Consider the following 17,889-nt stretch of genomic DNA (forward strand, 5'->3'; position numbering starts at 1 on the left):
CTTTTGATTCAATCTGTCCTCTGCCGCATCATCTGCCGGTACTCTGTGGGTTGGATCTGCATCACAAGTCGGAACGCACGTGTAAAGCTTTTGTAGTTTTCATAGCCAACCATAGCTGCCACCTCAACAATTTTATGATCGGTTTCGGCGAGAAGCCGCCGCGCTTTATCCAGACGCACATCTCGTAGGTACTCAGCAAAACCTTTACCAATATTCTTCTTAAACAGATTTGAAAAATAAGCATAATTAAGCGATACATGATTGGATACCATCGCGAGATCAAGCGGTTTGTGGTAACTCTCGTGAATATAACGAATGGCTTCATTTAGATCCTGCGAATGGCGATAGCTGCACTTATAGTCATAATATAACTGATTTAGCCGAAGCAGCTGCTGTTGCAGTGCTTGTATATAATCACGCATCCCTTGATAATCAAAGAGATTACGCAATGATTCAAGGTCCAGCACTTCTTCCCCCATATAAGGGTGGATAACTCGTTGGTATTCCTCCATCATCTGAACGGTGGCGGCGCAGAGCTGTTGGGTATAGCGAATAGGATAGCGTTGCAGCACCTTTTTGTGAAATATTGCCGAAATACCCTGTGTAATCGTTCCGCTGTTATCTGTTCCAATCGACTGGAACAGTTCGTATAAGTCTTCATAGGGAAGTTGCCACTGCTGTTCCATATGCTCAATATGTGCTGGGAAGATACTGTACTGATCAGGAAACAGGTAACTGTGGCGATAGAGCTCAAGCACTTGGGTATAGCTGTCGGGTAGTTCTTTTAACCCCTGAATCGGGTTAGTCATGGCCGTTATGACATTGATCTTTCCTTCCTTGAGCGCTGCAGGCAAAACACTTGGATCTATGGACGCATCCACCGCAAGGATCAGGTATGGCCGATGTTGCAGGCAAATACAACCTTGTCTGCCAAACACACGATAAGCAATGGCTTCCATACTATGAGCGCTGCTGGCTCCGGGCTGGTTCATGCAAACTTCTTCCCGCAGCAGGGCTAGGCGATAATTACGCCATAACGCATCATTTTGTTCCTCAATCTGAAGAATCCATGCGTCATCACTTAACGCACCTTGCATAAACATTTTTAATTCTTTACGATCGGTCTCTTGGGCGAGACGGGATACACGCTGCATATTATGCGTAAGTGCCTGCCGTGTCTGGATCTCTTGCCATACATGCTCCAGGGAATGTTGCAGATCCTCTCGCTTCAAAGGTTTGAGCAAGTAGCCCTTTGCCCCAAGCCCGATCGCTTTTTGGGCATATGTAAAATCACTATAACCGCTGATAATGAGGTATTCCACATCCCTGTATTCCTCTTTGGTTTGAGCCATGAGTGCCAACCCATCCATATCCGGCATCATAATATCGGTAATAACGATGTGAATGCAATGTTGCCGCAATAGGGACAGCGCCTCAATCCCGCTGGCGGCACAGTATATGTTGTTCAGCTCCAGAGGAAATTGATGCAGCATGGCCTGCAGGCCGTCACGAATGTGTTTTTGATCGTCCACAATCAGGATATTAATCATGCTCTACCACCCTCCAAGATTTACATTTTCCCAAGGCAAGCGTATCGTTACACAGGTATATGCACCTTGTACACTATCAATCCACAGACCGCAATTCTTGCCATAATGAAGCTGCAACCGCTTATTCACGTTTTCCAAACCAAGTCCGCTCCTGCTAGTAACCATCGGCGTATCCGATTCGCTCCGCAGTACTGTCTGAAGACGGTGTAACATCTCAGGGTCTAACCCCTCTCCGTCATCTCTTATGTTAATGAAAAGCAGACTGTCATTCTCCACAGAAAAGGTAATCTCTATAGTTACCCTGCCGCCTGAAGGTGCCCCGTGATGAACTACATTTTCAACGATGGGCTGCATACACATCCTGGGAATGGCGTAGCGAAGTATCTCCTGAGGAAGATCCGCCGTCATAACGATACTGCCGCCTTCCATAAAGTTGATAAATTCAATATAACTTTGGATATTGGCAAGCTCCTCACGAAAAGCAACGGTATCGCTACGCCACTGCATGCTGTATCGTAGCTGCGAGCCCAACGACACCAATGAATTGGCTATAGCAGGCTGTCTCTGTACCTCTGCCACCATACGGATCGATTCCAGGGCGTTATATAAAAAATGGGAGTTAATTTGCGAATGCAGGGAGTGTAACTGTGCGTTTTTGGCAATTAACTGCTTATCCACGACCTGTGTCATTAAATGTTTGACCTCATGTAACATTTTATTGTAATTCACCGCCACCTCATCGATTTCATCTCCTCTTTCGTTCTCATCAAGGCCTGTATTAATCATTGCATCCAGCTCGCCTTTCCGTACCTGACGCATGGATACCAATACGCTGTCCAACCGCCGGAAAATACGCCGCGTCGTTTGGGATACGAGTAGCATAATCAGCAGCAATACACATAATGTAATCGTTACCACAAATGCATGCCAACTGCGCGGTCCCTTCATCAATGCCTGATGGGAAGCAATATCAACCACATAAGTGTTCAACGGAGCGATGTATCGATACAATACATAGTAGCTCTGATCTCCTGCCTTAACCTGAAGCGGACTTTCCTGCGGTAATATATCCAGCTGTCGATGAATACTGCTAAGGATCTCCTTCAGCGCCTGCCCATACTTCTCAGAGAACTCATGCTGCGGATTGTAAACATACTGGAGAGGATCGCTTGCGTTCATCAACACCGAAAAGAAGTCTCCCCTGCTCTCCTGGAGCAAGTCGCTGTAAAACATGCTGTGCGGGACTCGCACTTCCATAATACTAGGACGTTTTTGTTCCTGCCCTTGAAGGCGAACCAGACGATAGTAGGATAAAGTGTGTTCACCATCTCTAAAAGAAAATAAACGGTAAGCCGCACCACCTTCGTCCCGAAGCTTTACCCAATAATCCTGCGGCCAAAATTTCTTATAATGATAGATTTCCGGCCAGATTTCGTACAAGTTTGGGTTATCAACGTAAAAGCTAAGTTCACTGATCATCGCATTGCTTTGAATGATATTAAGCATTTGCTCAAACTGGTTCTGCTTGAACTTTACCAGACGCAGTCCATCCACAAGCATATTGGAATGAATAAAATCCACAAAAGACTTTTGAGTAAGGGCTGTATTGGAAGCGTTCTCAATCATATCCATTCTTCTGCGTAATTGTTCATTCAGCCATGAAACGTGACTGTTGCCCGTTGCCATAGCGTCCTTATATAGCTGGGTTTCTTGCATGCGGATATACACAAAGGATATCAATATAACAGGTATGGCAATCATCAGGCTAAATGCCAGAAACAGCTTCTGGGATATACGGGCATTGCGATAAAGCTTCTTCAATCTCTTCAGCAGGTATTTCATTCTGATGTATTCACCACCTTTGTTATACCCTATATTACTAGTTAGCTGATAGGTAGCCATGTATTAGGGACTGGTTACCTGGCTATCATGGCTTTTCGCAGTTCCAGTTCAGCCTGGCGATATTCCATCACCTGGTTAAAGCCGTAGTTCACACGACGTATCAGAAAGTTTTCGAAAATTTTGTCAAAGGCAGCTTCATCCTTCGCTGTAATCAGTTCTGGCAGCACCTCTTCCCAATGCTGAGAAATACGTGACCAGGCTAACGCTATATCGGAATCCCCTACAGGATCGAGTCCCTTATAGATGCCGCTGTCCAGATCGGCCTGTTGGTTGGCGAACTCCTCCATTTGCTTAATGGATGGGGCATTCTCTGGTCTCCACTTGTTAACGAAAGCAGGGTTTCGCAACATCCAGTAGGTATCCATAATGCCATATTCCTTTTCCAGCCGCTCCCGATCCGTGTCATGCAACTGAACCATTGCCGCCGTCAACTGCGGTTTGCCGTTCTTCATCGCCCAGGTTTCACCTTCTTTGCCCAAAAATAAATCCCTTTGGCCTTCTTCACTGGCCAGATAGGTCAAAAATCGGATGGCCCGTTCAGGGTTTTCCGTGGATCTGCTAATCATCGTAACCATCCAGCCATCCATGCTGCCGGGAAACAATTTGGCGGATTCTCCCCTACTGCTCCGGGGTCCATCTACAGCAATATAGTATGAGCTCTGATTCGTAAGGGCTTCCAATTTCGAATTGAGGTCCGATATGTCTGTCCATTCCCGAATCATCATAAAATATTGGGCATGATTGGTTTTTTCCTGTACCTGTGCACTGGAATCGACCAGAAAATCAACATTAATCATCCCCTGCTCGTAAGCGGTACGAAATGTTTTCAGCCACTCGATATAATCGGGATCTGTCATTCGGTCGTATACTTTACCGTTCTGTTCATGGGGGATCGCAAGCAGATTTTGCAAATATTCGGTCATCCCATAGGATGCATTCCCCTGTGCCCAAAACGGACTGATCAGCTGGCCTTTATAAACAGAATATTGATTCTTCAGCAATTGCAATGCATTTAGAAAACCTTTCGGTGTGGTAAGGTCCGGTTTGCCCATCGACTCATACAGATCTTTACGTACGAGAAAGGTTTGGTTCGCTCCTGTCAAGCCGGTTGAACGCATCTGTTCGGGACTGTACGCATCATTGGGAATGACATAGGTATGACCGTCTTCCTGGCGATACCATTGCAGAGCACCATCACCTGCTACCTTGTAAAAGTAAGGATCATATTGGTTGGCTAGCTCATCCAGGGCATAGATGAGATTACTCTCCCGAAGTTTGTTAACCGCACTCTCCCAGGAGCCGATGGTTATCAAATCCGGCAGACTGCCGGTCGGCAACATCCGTGATAACATCTCGCTTGGTTCACCAGTGGATACTTCAAATTCGATATTGACCCCTGTTTTTTGGGTGACATATTTGGAAGTCAGGCTCTCACCCCAAGTGTGCCCGTACCATTCGGCTCCAACGAACCACGTTAGATTCACCGGGGTGGTATCCAGCTTCCATGACGGTTCTTCCAGATTCAGATTAAGGCTCTGTATCTGCTCGGTGAAGTCAGCCTTTGTCGAAACACTCTTATCTTCCGATTGCTCTGACTCAGAACAAGCAGCGAAGCCTGACATCAGGCATATTATCAACAAGGCTATAATAAAAGGACTTCGAAACATAAACACCTGAGCGCCTCCTTTCTATACTGGCGATCTCCAATTCCCATCTGCACCAGCATTCATACTAGTGGTGGTACAACCGATTTTACTACCCTTGGATTAAAATGGAAATGATTTCATGGTCAATTCTCAGATGATCCGCAACATTCGCCCTAACGAAACATAACTTGTAATAAATCAATGGAAGGGAGACCAATTCGTGTATTTAATCTGGATAATTATTGTCGGTGGGCTAATTGGCTGGTTAAGTGGAAATCTGATTGGACGGGACGTGCCGGGAGGCGTACTCGGAAATATCATTGCTGGCTTTGTTGGATCGTGGTTAGGGTATGAACTGTTGGGACCGAGGGGGCCGGTGGTGGGTGGATTTCATATCATACCCGCAATCGTCGGGTCGATCATTGCTCTCTTGATTTTCTATGCTCTGGCCCGCGGTGGAGCGTTCCGAAGACGTTAACAGGCGGAGACGACATGTTTTTCCCAATTGATTGGGTATTGACGTAAAGCTTCTTTCGCCTCCTTTGGTTTTATGAAACTATTGTTTCCCGTGAGTTTAATGAACGGTCTTAGTTTGGTCATTTTATTTCCTCCGTTTAATAAGGGAGGGAGAAAACCATTTTTCATTGGAGATGGAATTATCCTAGGCATAACAAAAAGCGGATACATCAAGTATCCGCGCCCGGGTTTGATTCAAATGGTTCCTCGCGTCCCTTGAATGATTGCAGATCGGCATAACAAACCAGGCATGTAGTTATAACCACAACACCAAGTCGAGCGATCCAGTTTAGATAATCATTACAAGGAAGTCCACATTGTCCGGCGAGTCCCCTTTCCTACATCTCTACTTCAATTATTACGAGTCAGACTCAATTACTGTCAAGATAAATACATAGTAGGTGTCGCACTTCATATTACAATCCGTCTTTCTTTAATATTGCAATGCCTCTAGATATATCTGCTGTCAGTACACATTCAGCGCATGGACAAGTCACGGAATGAGTAGATGCGATATGTATTTTTGCCTTCCGCTTTGGCAAGATAAAGTGCTGCATCTGCTTTCTGAAGCAGTTCTTTTACTGAATCGTCTTCTTCATATATGGCAATGCCGATGCTTGAAGTTGTATAGAGCTCCTTCCCACCGAGTATCCAAGGGAGCTGCAATGTTTCTAAGATGTTTTCCGCCAAAAGGCTGAGTTCTGAGGAGGATTTGACATGAGGAAGTACAAAGACGAATTCGTCACCACCCATTCTGGCCAGGACATCGTGTTCTTGAAGACAAGCTCCTGCTCGCTTTACAAATTGCCGTAGCAATTCATCCCCCGCATCATGACCTAATGTATCATTGATCTGTTTAAAATTGTCTAGATCTGCAAACATGACGGCTAGCTGGCCAACGCTTGTCGTTGCTGCACTTAAAGCATCGTTGAGCATTTTATTGAGATATCTCCGGTTAGGGGCACCGGTAAGTGCATCATGATAACTTAATTGTTCCAGTTGAACTTGGTACTTTTTCCGCTCTGTAATTTCTCTTCCCACGAGCATCATGTTTTTGAAATCACCATCCTCGTCGAACATGGGTGTTCCTTTCATCTCCAGCCATACAGGATAGCCCTGTTCATGCTGACGCTCTATTTCATAGGTAAAGGGCTTCTTCAAAAGCAACATACTCATAAATACTGTACGAAACTTATCGTCCACATCTCCATTTGGTTGGTAGAATACCCATTTATCTATGTATTCTTTTGGATCGAAGCCAAGCACCATTTTATGAGAAGGAGAGGCATACTCCACAATGCCATCCAGGTTGATCAACTGGATCAGATCGAGGGAGTTATCGGCTAACAGTCGATAGCGCTCTTCGCTTTTTTTCAAAGCCTTAAGTAGCTGTCTGTACTCAGTAATGTTTTTAGCCACTCCAAAGATCCCATTTACCTTACCTTCAAAAAACAAAGGAACTTGCTTAATTTGCAAATAAACAATTTCTCCATTTTTATGATGAGCTTCGGCAACATATTGACAGGATGCACCCTTTAAGACCTCAGAAAAATATTGGATGATCAAATCAAGCTGATGTTGACAAAAGAGATCTTTGTAGGATGAACCCATGATTTCACTCTTTTGAAATCCTAAACACTCTGTAACCCCTTCATTTACTTCTACGATCGTTCCTTCGTTCGAAACGATAAAAGTGGCATCTGGATTGTGATTTATAATTGATCTAAATGCTTCAATGGACTGCTCGCTCAAAAACTCTTTCATACTTTCCGATCAATCCTCCGCTAGAATGTCTAAATTTGTAGAATAACTATACAATATTTTAGCAAATTTTGTTTTCATTTAATATTACTAAAATTATCCAGCCACGTTGACGTCTTAAATCCCGACCCGGATAAATTAAATTAGACTGATAAGTTACCTTTCGGTGGTTCTATATCAGTGAGCTTAAAAAAAGTCGTTGAAGGTTTAGCGGGACTTGCTTAATTCCACATAAAAATGGAGCAGCTGCGCCCAGGCGAACTGCTCCTTGCCGTATGAATAACGTTAAATGACGACTATTACATCTCGAGTAAAATAAATATATGCAATGAAGCTATTTCTTCTCAAAATATGCTGCCTTTGCGGATCGTTATACATATGCCTCAACTGTTTAGCATTCCAATGTAGGACACCGATTTCCTTACTCCTCTTCCCTGCAATCTCCCACCAATGCTCATCCAATTAACTCAAGCAAGTGAGACATTGATGCCAACATCGATCAACTTGACCTCGTTCAGCAACTGCACCTCAATTTTGGCCCTTGACTTGCGTTTATCAATTTTCCGTATCATCGCTTCTTTGCCGAGGAGTGGTCCGGACGTTACTTTGAATTGGTTCCCGCCGATAATGATATCTGAGTATCCCATTGTTCCGTTGACACCGCATAGCTGGAGGAGCCAGTCCATCTGTTCCTTGGGAATCGGAGTGAAAAAATTGGCAGCCTGATCATGCTTGTGAATGCCGCCATTGACCATATACAAAATATACGGCGTTTTTTTGATGTTGTAATATAAATCGTGAATCTGTCCGGTTTGGATAAAAATATAGCCTGGAAATAATACTTTGGTGCAATGACGAGTTTTTCCCTGCTTTCGTTCCGGAATCATTCGTTTGGGTACTAGACAACTCAAGTGCTGTAGCGCATAAAATCGATCCATAAAAAGTTTAATTTCTTCTTCTTTCCCACTCTGTACAAAAAAGCTGTACCAGTTCATAGATCCTCCCATGATCTTTTTTATGGACAAATTCAAACCCATTCATTATGTATTATTATAATAAATTACATTTAAGTAAATAAAAAGTGCCTAGGGTCACGGTTCACCCCGGGCACTTTTTACGTCTTTTCACCTAACAGATCGATTAGCCTTGAAGCAGAAGGGATAAATTTTTCAGCCCGTATACATTGCTGGGATTGACGTCGACCTCATAGTCGGGATGCACTTGAAGCCCCGGATAGGTAGTCAGCATCGCTGTCAGCGCCGCTTTGGCTTCCATTCTGGCCAGGTGGGAGCCCATGCAAAAATGGATGCCTTTACCCAGAGCCAAATGTGGGTTATTCTTTCTGCCAAGAATGAACGTATCGCCTTCTTCAAATATGTCCTCATCCCGGTTTGCTGAACCGATCCAATTGACAACATAGTCGCCGGGCTCCAGTGCTTTGCCGCCAATCTCTGTGCGTTTGAGCACTTTGCGAATCGCTCGCTGCAAAGGAGAACGGTAACGCAGCATCTCCTCGACAGCGGATGGAATCATTTGCGGATGCTGCCCCAGTTCCTTAACCAGCTCATAATCATTGAATGTGTAGATGGAGTTGGTGATGAGACTGGTGGTGGTTTCATTTCCTGCGATAAGCAGCATGACACAGCTTGCAATCAGCGACTCGGAAGACAGCTTCTCTCCATCTTCCTCCGCCTGTGTCAGGTCAGATATGATATCATCGGCTGGATTACGGCGTTTCAGTTCAATGATGTCCTGAAAATAGGCCACAAGCTGTTCACTCGCCTGAGCCTGCAACTGATAAATACGCATATATTCTTCGGGCGTATTCTCCTGGGGTGCCAGAGTCAGTGTATTTGCCCAGTCCCGGAATTGCTCACGGTCGCTTGTAGGAACGCCAAGCAACTCCGAAATAACAATCATCGGCAGCGGGGAGGCAAAATCCTGCACCATATCTATTTCGATGCGTCCCTCAATCGATTCCATCAGCTCCTGTACAATCATATCAATTCTGGATGCCCAGGAGGACATCGCCTTTGGTGTGAACGCTTTGCCTAACAGCGCGCGGCTGATGGTATGCTTGGGCTGATCCTGAAAAATGATCGTATCCTGAATAATCGGTGGAGCAAGCACCTTGTTGGAGAAGTAATCCTTATCCTCGGCAACCCGCTTGACATCCTCGTATTTGAATACACTCCAGACATCCTCTGCTTCGTTATAATGAACCGGATCTTCCTGCCGCATTTTTTTGTACCATGCAAATGGCTCATATTTCTCCGCGTTGGTCTTAAAACCTGTAACCAAGTTCAAATCGGGAAAACTACTTCTTTCCTTGATATTCATGCCAATCGCTCTCCTTTATATCCATATGTGCAGAGGGGATGCAGCCCGTTTGATCCATACAGCCATTGGAAAGAGCCAGCAGCTGCCGTAAGGTTACAACCTGTTCCTAGTACTGAGTGAACGTTTGTTTCATCACCTTTTCCTCCAGATTAATCCGGTTGAACAGTGTAATGAGATGAAGGATAAACAAAGGCACAAATACAGGCCAGGCTTGAGAAATTAGTGCAAAACCGAGAAGTTCGGGAATAATGTTCAGGTAATAATTGGGATGGCGCACCAGCCGGAACAGCGAGCTTTGCACCAGTTTGTGGTCCTTGGCAATGTATAGCTTGTATGTCCAAAAAGGACTGAGTTTGCGAATAACATAGATGAGACAGCAAAGGGCAAACACGTACACGACAAGACCAATTACCGTCAACACATTAAACTGCACATCGTAAATAAAGGCATATACAATGCAGCTCAGATAAATCAGGTTTTGCAGCACAAATAACACTTTGCTGTTCAGGTTGCCGTACTCGGTACCTCCTCCTGCAACGATCTTTTTCTCGTTACGCATGGCAATAACAACCGATGGTATACGAATGAGTGAGATGATAATTAACAAAAATCCAATCCACATCGTGATCCGCTCCTTCTTCTCGCTTTTTATATTGGCAAGTATGGATTACATGCATTTCCTCTCCGAGACTTTCTCGCTGGAACTTTATTCAACTTGGTACTCATCAGGGAGTGTCCCGTACCAGTCTCCACTGATCTTCCGGATGCGTTGGGTTCAGGGAGACGCTGATGACGTCTTGCAAGGTATAGCATTTATTCAGATCCTCCATACCAATATCAGAGGAAATCCGTGCCTGGAGATGTTGAAGAAGCTGAAGCGCCAGTACAGAGTCCATTCCGTAATCTTCCAGCGAACGATGCTCGTCCATGTCGTCTGGTGGGATTCCCAGCAGAGCTGACATGATGCTTCTGACCTCACTTTCAACCGAAGGATTCGGGGCTGTTGATCCGATAGCCTCAACTTTGGCAACGGGTATGGTTTCAATTTCTTCGTTACTTGCTTCGAAGGACTCTTTTATACCAGAGCTTTTCACTCCGACCCAATATTTCTCGGGTGTGAACGGATAGGTTGGAAGGGATATCCGCTCAGGACGATCCTCTGTATATAACAGCTCCCACTGGATCTCTACGCCCTGCACCCACAGTTCAAGCAATTTATGGTATTTGCGACGTATAATCCATTTTTGCAGCGCTTCTCCGAGTTCTTCATCCTCTCTGAACAGTGCTGCCGTCCGTTTGTGAGCAGCAATGGAGCCAAGATGTAGCTTGTGACCTTTCGCAGATTCGGATGAACGCTGTGCATGCACAGATTCATCCGAATCGGTCCACAGGTGCGCTTCCTGAACATAGGCGTCCAGCAAGGATTTTAGCTCTGTAATCGATGCGGCTATGAAGCCTGCACGGTATTCCATCGCTTGTCTTCCTGTCTGAAGTGTACAGGCAATGCGGCGAAGATGTTGAGAAGTGTCCTCCTCCCCATTGCGGAGCAGGACAGCCGACAGTTGGATCATCTGTTCCCTGAGCCGCTCTTTGCTTTTGGCCGACAGCACGATCGCAACCGGAGCCAACTTGGATTCAGAAGCTGTCATCTTTTCATGCTGTAATGGTGGTATATATTCCTCCAGAATAACGTGGGCATTGGAACCCCCAAAACCAAAGGAGCTTACTCCTGCCCTACGGGGGATTTCGCTGCCATTGCCGTCTTTGAGTCTCTCCCATTCCTGCGTCAGTCTGACAACATAGAACGGGCTGCTCTCAAGCTGGACATACGGACTGATCTGCTCCGCATGCAGGCTGGGAACAAGCTTGCGGTGTTTCAGCTGTAACAACACCTTAATTACTCCAGCAATGCCAGAAGCTAGCTCCAGGTGACCGATATTTGTTTTGACAGAGCCGACGCCACAGTATGCGGTTGACTGGCCTGGAATGGAAAAACCCCCTGCGGCCGATAAGTCTGCTCTTGTCTCCTGAAATACTGTCTTGAGCGCATTGATCTCAATTGGATCACCAAGGGGTGTGCCTGTGCCATGTGCTTCAATATAATTTATAGTGGAAGGGTCAATTCCCGCCCGGGCATACACGGATTTCAGCAGCGCTGTTTGTGCCTTGGGGTTGGGAGCTGTAAGTGAGCCTGCCTTTCCGCCGTGATTTTCCCCGCTACCGCGGATCAGTCCGTATATGTGATCATGGTCCCGCTGAGCATCACTCAATTTCTTAAGAAAAATCATTCCTACCCCTTCGCCACGGCCGTAACCGTTTGCCTCGCTTGAAAAGGTTTTGCAGCGCCCGTCTGCGCTAAGCATGCCCGCTTTGGTCAGACTGATATGAGCATCCACGGACAGGATTGTATTTACACCCCCGGCTACAGCCGTCTCGCAATCCCCGTTTCGAATCGCTTGAACGGCCCGATGAATGGCGACCAGGGAGCTGGAGCAGGACGTTTCGACAGGCTGGCTAGGACCGTGTATGTTCAGTGTGTAACTCATCCGATTAGGGCCGACCGAAGGAACGGTGGCTGTGACGGAGTATGCTTCGACCGCTTCATTCGACTGGGCCAGCATGACATTATATCCGCTGCTGCCTGTGCCAATGAACAGTCCCATGGCCGAACCTGACAGGTCTGACGGTGCATAACCTGCATCTTCTATCACTTTCCACACATGCATCATCAGCAAGCGCTGTTGTGGGTCCATGTGCATGGCTTCCTTGGGAGAAATGCCGAAAAACAGTGGATCGAACTCACTGATTCCGCTCATAAATCCCGCATGTTTTACGTTGGTTTTGCCATTCTCTCTAAGCGGATCTCCCATATAATCCTGCCAGCGCCAACGTTCCTCCGGAACTTCCGAAATGCAGTCTTTGCCATCAAGCAGATTCTGCCAAAACTGCTCCGCATTATCGGCCATCGGAAACTTGGCGCTAATGCCCACAATGGCTATCGGCTCGGGGGAAGACAGTTCTGAACCCGAATTAAGCTTGCTGCCTGTACCTGCATGGGAATGGGCAGATGTGTGTTTCTCCTCTTCTGAAGCCGTTGACCGCAATGAAGTTTGCAGCGGTTCTTCCCTTTCTGTTGCTCCTGGCACAGAATGAGACATAGCATTGAACGATTCGGGTTGAGGTGCCGTTCTGGTGGCAGAAGACGATGTCCACTTATCGGTATGATTTTGCAGCAAATGAACCGCTAACTCGCGAATAGTGCCATGCTCGAAAAAGATGGCGGGTGTCAAACCCAATCCATGGTCGCGGTTCAACCGATCCGTCAGCTCTGTGAACAGAATGGAATCAAAACCGTATTCTGCCCATTCCGCATCACTGTCCAGATCGTAGATGCTGACTTTTAACAGGGAAGACACCGATTGGGATAATAAGGATAGAACCTGTTCTTCCCCCAGATTTTCCTGAAACGAAGGCGTCATTTCAGCTCCCGTAACAGGGTTGGATGCTTCATTTATATGCTGAACGATGCCCGCGCCTTCAACTTCGGAAGAGGATGTTTCCGCACGGTTCAATTGCAAGCCCTTTTCCCTCGTTGTCTCTCCAAATGATTGATCTTCAGCCTGAATCCAGTAACGATTTCTGGCAAAAGGATACGTTGGTACACGAACAATAGCCGGCTTCGTCTGAAGATCTTCATACAAGGCCGTCCAGTCTACCCCCTGTCCCTGCTTCCACAATGCAGCCCATTGATGAAGCCTCTCCTGCGACGAAGGATGATTTTCCAGCAAAGTCATTTCATCTAATTTTTCACTGGAATTTTGTTGCAATGAGGATTGACCGTGTAGGAAGCGATCGATCTGTTCCACCAGTTCACTGTGGCTGCTTCCGCTCAAAGCAATCCTGTATTTCATGTCCGTTCTTCCAACCTGAAACGTGTAGGCGATGTCTATTAGGCGCTCAGACAGACCACCGTTCTCCAAATAAAAACGAACCTGATGAGCGTATTCCTTCAATCTTTCCTGTGTTCTGGCCGAGATCGGAAGAACTACTTCACCATCCGCTGAAGCTTCCGCTCCACTGGAATCCTCATCTAATGCAGAACGATCTGTCCATGAGACGGAAGTTGGGATATATTCCTCTACGATCAGATGTGCATTGCTTCCGCTTGCACCAAAAGAGCTCAACCCGGCACGAACAGGCCACTCCGCATAGCGCCCATTTTGTTGTCCATGACGGCGCTCCCAGCGCTGGGTTGTCCGCTGCACGTAGAAGCAGGTGTCCTCAAACGGAATCAGCGGGTTCAGCTCCTTGGCATGCAGCGAGGGGAACAGCTCTCTGTGCTTGATCTGCAGGATAAGCTTGGTTAGCCCGGCGACGCCTGCCGCTGCTTCCAGATGTCCAATGTTGGACTTCAAGGAACCGACAGCACAGTTTCGGCCCGGATTGTGGCTGTTTCGAAAGGCTCGATCCAGCCCCTGAATTTCAATGGGGTCACCCAGTGACGTTCCGGTTCCGTGGGCTTCGATATATCCAATGGTTCCTGGCTCGACACCTGCTGCGACGAGTGCATCTGCAATGACTTCCGATTGGGCCACTGGATCTGGCACCGTCGTTCCGGATGTTTTGCCAGCATGATTCAGAGCCGAGCCCTTAATGACGCCATAGACCGGATAACCTTGCTTGCGGGCTTCAGCCACCGTTGTGAGCAGGACAGCCCCTACCCCTTCACTTGGCACATAGCCGTCGCCATCCTTGCCAAAGCTGCGACATCTTCCGTCCGACGACAAAAACTTGGCCTGTTTCAGAAATACATACTTATGGGGATGGGTGACCAGATTCACCCCTCCTGCTATGGCATACTGGCTCTGTCCATGCCGAATGCTCTCGCAGGCCAAATGTATCGCTGTCAATGAGGATGAGCACATGCTGTCTACAGCGATGGATGGACCATGGAAATTCAGGTGGTAAGAAACCAGATTGGCGATGGCTGAGGCGTTGCTGCCCATAGCCGTAGGCGTACCTTGCTGCGTCAGGGCTGCGCCAAGCAGTTCATAATGGTTCCAGAACACGCCAGCAAATACACCGACATTCCGCTTGGCTGCTGATGCATCATGATGCTTGTCACGTTGAATAGCAAAGCCTGCATCTTCACAGGCTGCCCATGCCGACTGCAAAAACAGGCGTGCCTGCGGGTCCATCCTCTCGGCCTGAAGCGGAGAAATTTGAAAGAAGGCCGGGTCAAAGTCATCGATCATATCCAGAAATCCGCCAACCGGGTAATATTCAGAAGCGGAATACGGAAGATGCAGCCCCGCCCAGCGTTCATCCGGCATGGGCGTGATACAATCTCGTCCCTCTTTCAATATCCGGGCCAATTCGTCCATGTTGTTCGCCGAGGGATACCTTCCCGCCATGCCGATGACAGCAATATCTTCCGGATCAGATGGCGGCGGCATATGAATAGCCATGTCGTCTCCCATAACGGACTGAATCCGGGATTTGTTTCCATAGAGAAGTACGACCTGCGAAACATCCTGAGCAACAATCCGGTCGATAAGCGCCATCCCCTCTGCCAGTGGCAGCGGCATTGAACCCGAGGACGTATACATGTTGCTGCGAATGTGATCATTCACTTGCATGCCGCCATCTGCCCATAGCGGCCAGTTAATTGTATACTGGCGTGTACTTGTCCCGTTTGTTCCACCTCTCTCCTGATGATTCAACAAAAGTCTGTCCATGCAGCTGTTGGCCACAGCGTAATCAGCCTGCCCTTTGTTACCTACAATGGCTGACAGGGAGGAAAATGCAACCGTGAACTCTGGGCTAAGATCAACGAAGGCCTGTTCCAGATTCCAGAGTCCGTCCATTTTGGGCTTCAACACCTGCTCCAGGTCGGATAAAGGCTTTTGTAGCATGAACTGGTCTTTGGCAGTTCCTGCACAGTGAAATACCCCTGTGATTCCGCCATACTGATCCCGAATCTTCAGGACAGCCTTCTCCAGCTCGGCCTGAACGGTTGTATCGGCCTGAATATACATGGCTTCTGCACCGTTGATGCGCAGTGGATTCAGTTTGCGCTGAATGTTTTCATTCAGCGGAGAACGTCCGATAAGAACCAGCTTGCATCTGCATTGACGGGAAAGATGAACGGCCAGTGCATACCCCAGCCCGCCCATGCCGCCGGTAATAAGATAGACTCCGCCAGGCTTATAGGGTTTTTCCAATACGGCCCCCGGAACAGGGATCTCCACCAGCTTGCGAACATGCCGCTGAAGGGAGTCCCCTTTGTACCATATGGAGACAGCGGACCCTGACGAGATGTTTTCGGCTTCGAGTCGAAGTTGACGAATTAGCGTCTCATCCATGGAGCTTTCATGCAGATCCATTCTGATTAATTGAGCCCCAAAGGCTGGAAGCTCCATCGCGGCCGTCTTTACCATCCCTTCAAATCCGTGAATGTATCCTCCCGTGTCACGGGAATCCGACAGCACTTGAAGAACGATTCGTCTGCCCACATTCGGGTGAATTGCTTTGGCCTGGATCATTCCGTATAACGCGGTTACCTTCTGGCGGTACAGATCAGCGTCCATAGACAAATGATCAGGCAATTGATGAACCTCGTATATGTCAGATTGAAGCTCCAACTTGGCAGCAAGATCCGGATAATTGCCATAGAGAACCACGATCCGGTACGGGGTAAGATCGGACTGCAGCTCTTTTCCATCCGCTATCATGTGTCGGGCAGATTCAGCCTCATGGATATCCAGTGTTTTAATCCATTTAGGCTCATAACATACAGGTTCTCCTTTCCCCTCGATTTCTCTGGCTGTTGCTGGTATTTCCGAATGCGTTGCAGGTTGTTCATCAGTCGAATGACTGCTTTGGTACGGGAGCGTATTCAAGTTCACACGTTCCGACACCGCTGCTGCCTCATTCCAGGCGTCGGAACAATGGGTGTGCAGGTATTCGGTCAACGCCTGCACGGAAGAGTGCTCAAACAGCAGCGTTGGATAAAGCGCCATGTTCACCCGGTTTTCTATCCGTTTCACCAGCTCAAGCAGATGCATGGAATCGAGCCCCTGCTCATAGAAGCCTGCATGCTCATCCACTGCCTCAGGTAAAGTGTTCAGCATACGTGCGATTTCAGCTTTCACATAAGCCGAAATCGTGGTTCGGACCTGATCTTGTGAGCCCGCAGACAATTGCGTTGTATTTGCCCATTCGGAACTTTCAGCTATGGCCGCTTCAGAAGCTGGTTTGTCGTTGCGTCCAGTTGTCATTTGGTTTGTCAGCCCGGTAATGGATACGGCATGGCGAACTCTTTTTGCCTTCAAATTCACAAACTCCGCAAGCAATCTGCCCTCCCGATCCGTAACAGCAATGCTGCGGGAGATGATATCCCCACCGGAAAGATCACTTGGTGTTTGTTCGGTAAACGTGCGAATCTCGGCTGGAAAACGGTCGTATATAACAAATCGTTCAATCATGAACGGAATGTATGGCGGAACTGCTGCATCCAGACCGTCGACATTTCCCAGGCGAAAGGACGACCCGGCAAAGGTCGCCCCGTCCAACAGGGCCACATGAGCGTGAAATTTGTCCAGATACTGCTCGGCCAGGCTGCTCAGCCGGATATCCATCCACTCCATTTGACCTTGTCTGAAGACATCTCCGTGGTTTTTCATAAAGGAAAAATGCTGTATATCCGCCTGGCGGGCGAGTTGATAGATCTGATCCATATCCCACGTCTGTAGCCCGTCTGTGTTTTTGGAAGGCAGCGGGTGTGTATGCTGTAAAGGTTGTACAGGCCCCTTCCCGCCGAGCAAACACAGCTTGCATTCCATATTCAGTACTTCCGATGAAGGCGCCTCACTGTCTTTTGGTACTTTGCGGCTATGAATCGTGATTTGCCCCTGACCCTCATCCATATTCATGGACAACGTCAGCATGATATCCACATCAAAATCCGTCGAAGTGACAATCGGCTGTGTAAACACGATATCTCGAAGTTCAATGGAGGTGGTACGCAGATGGCTCCCGCTCAGTCGGTACACCATATCCAGCAGCACCACACCCGGAAGGGTGCAGACCCCGTGAACACGATGATCCCTCACGAAATAGTCGCTGTGGCGCAATCGCTGTAAAAATGATTCGGTTGCAGGCAATGTCATGAT

Annotated in this window: 9 protein-coding genes and 2 pseudogenes; 1 reads left to right on the plus strand and 10 read right to left on the minus strand. The window is 47.5% G+C overall.

The window, feature by feature from the left end; genetic code table 11:
* Positions 1-8 precede the first annotated feature (8 nt).
* The 3 genes from J7E78_RS02970 to J7E78_RS02980 form a co-directional block, all read right to left on the minus strand.
* Positions 9-1,550 (minus strand): response regulator, encoded by a 1,542-nt coding sequence (locus tag J7E78_RS02970; RefSeq protein WP_215074869.1) that lies wholly within the window; start codon positions 1,548-1,550, stop codon positions 9-11.
* A 3-nt stretch (positions 1,551-1,553) separates the two neighbouring features.
* The gene (locus tag J7E78_RS02975) at positions 1,554-3,392 is read right to left on the minus strand and encodes a sensor histidine kinase (protein ID WP_215074870.1); all 1,839 of its coding nucleotides are present in this window, start codon (positions 3,390-3,392) and stop codon (positions 1,554-1,556) included.
* 74 nt (positions 3,393-3,466) lie between these two features.
* Positions 3,467-5,119: an extracellular solute-binding protein gene (locus J7E78_RS02980; RefSeq protein WP_251034795.1), complete on the minus strand. Its 1,653-nt coding sequence runs from the start codon at positions 5,117-5,119 to the stop codon at positions 3,467-3,469.
* 199 nt (positions 5,120-5,318) lie between these two features.
* Between J7E78_RS02980 and J7E78_RS02985 the strand changes: the two genes are divergently transcribed.
* Positions 5,319-5,576, plus strand: a complete 258-nt coding sequence (locus tag J7E78_RS02985) for a GlsB/YeaQ/YmgE family stress response membrane protein (RefSeq protein WP_105598914.1) — start codon at positions 5,319-5,321, stop codon at positions 5,574-5,576.
* A gap of 515 nt (positions 5,577-6,091) precedes the next feature.
* Here J7E78_RS02985 and J7E78_RS02990 read toward each other — a convergent pair.
* The 7 genes and pseudogenes from J7E78_RS02990 to J7E78_RS03010 form a co-directional block, all read right to left on the minus strand.
* Positions 6,092-7,378 carry a diguanylate cyclase domain-containing protein gene (locus tag J7E78_RS02990; RefSeq protein ID WP_215074872.1) on the minus strand — a complete coding sequence of 429 codons (1,287 nt, stop codon included), beginning with the start codon at positions 7,376-7,378 and terminating at the stop codon, positions 6,092-6,094.
* 464 nt (positions 7,379-7,842) lie between these two features.
* Positions 7,843-8,370 carry an antiterminator LoaP gene (loaP, locus tag J7E78_RS02995; protein ID WP_215074873.1) on the minus strand — a complete coding sequence of 176 codons (528 nt, stop codon included), beginning with the start codon at positions 8,368-8,370 and terminating at the stop codon, positions 7,843-7,845.
* A 145-nt stretch (positions 8,371-8,515) separates the two neighbouring features.
* Positions 8,516-9,715 (minus strand): cytochrome P450, encoded by a 1,200-nt coding sequence (locus J7E78_RS03000; RefSeq protein ID WP_215074874.1) that lies wholly within the window; start codon positions 9,713-9,715, stop codon positions 8,516-8,518.
* Between the two features lie 106 nt (positions 9,716-9,821).
* A complete protein-coding gene (locus tag J7E78_RS03005) occupies positions 9,822-10,337 on the minus strand; it encodes an isoprenylcysteine carboxylmethyltransferase family protein (protein WP_215074875.1) in 516 nt (171 codons plus the stop codon).
* Between the two features lie 103 nt (positions 10,338-10,440).
* A complete protein-coding gene (locus tag J7E78_RS30155) occupies positions 10,441-11,082 on the minus strand; it encodes a phosphopantetheine-binding protein (protein ID WP_463674768.1) in 642 nt (213 codons plus the stop codon).
* A 36-nt stretch (positions 11,083-11,118) separates the two neighbouring features.
* Positions 11,119-12,720: pseudogene (locus tag J7E78_RS30160) on the minus strand (type I polyketide synthase); the annotation flags it as partial.
* A gap of 243 nt (positions 12,721-12,963) precedes the next feature.
* Positions 12,964-17,886, minus strand: a pseudogene (locus J7E78_RS03010) (SDR family NAD(P)-dependent oxidoreductase); the annotation flags it as partial.
* Positions 17,887-17,889: the final 3 nt, after the last annotated feature.

This window comes from Paenibacillus polymyxa, from assembly GCF_018614975.1.
Taxonomy (GTDB): Bacteria; Bacillota; Bacilli; order Paenibacillales; family Paenibacillaceae; genus Paenibacillus; species Paenibacillus polymyxa_E.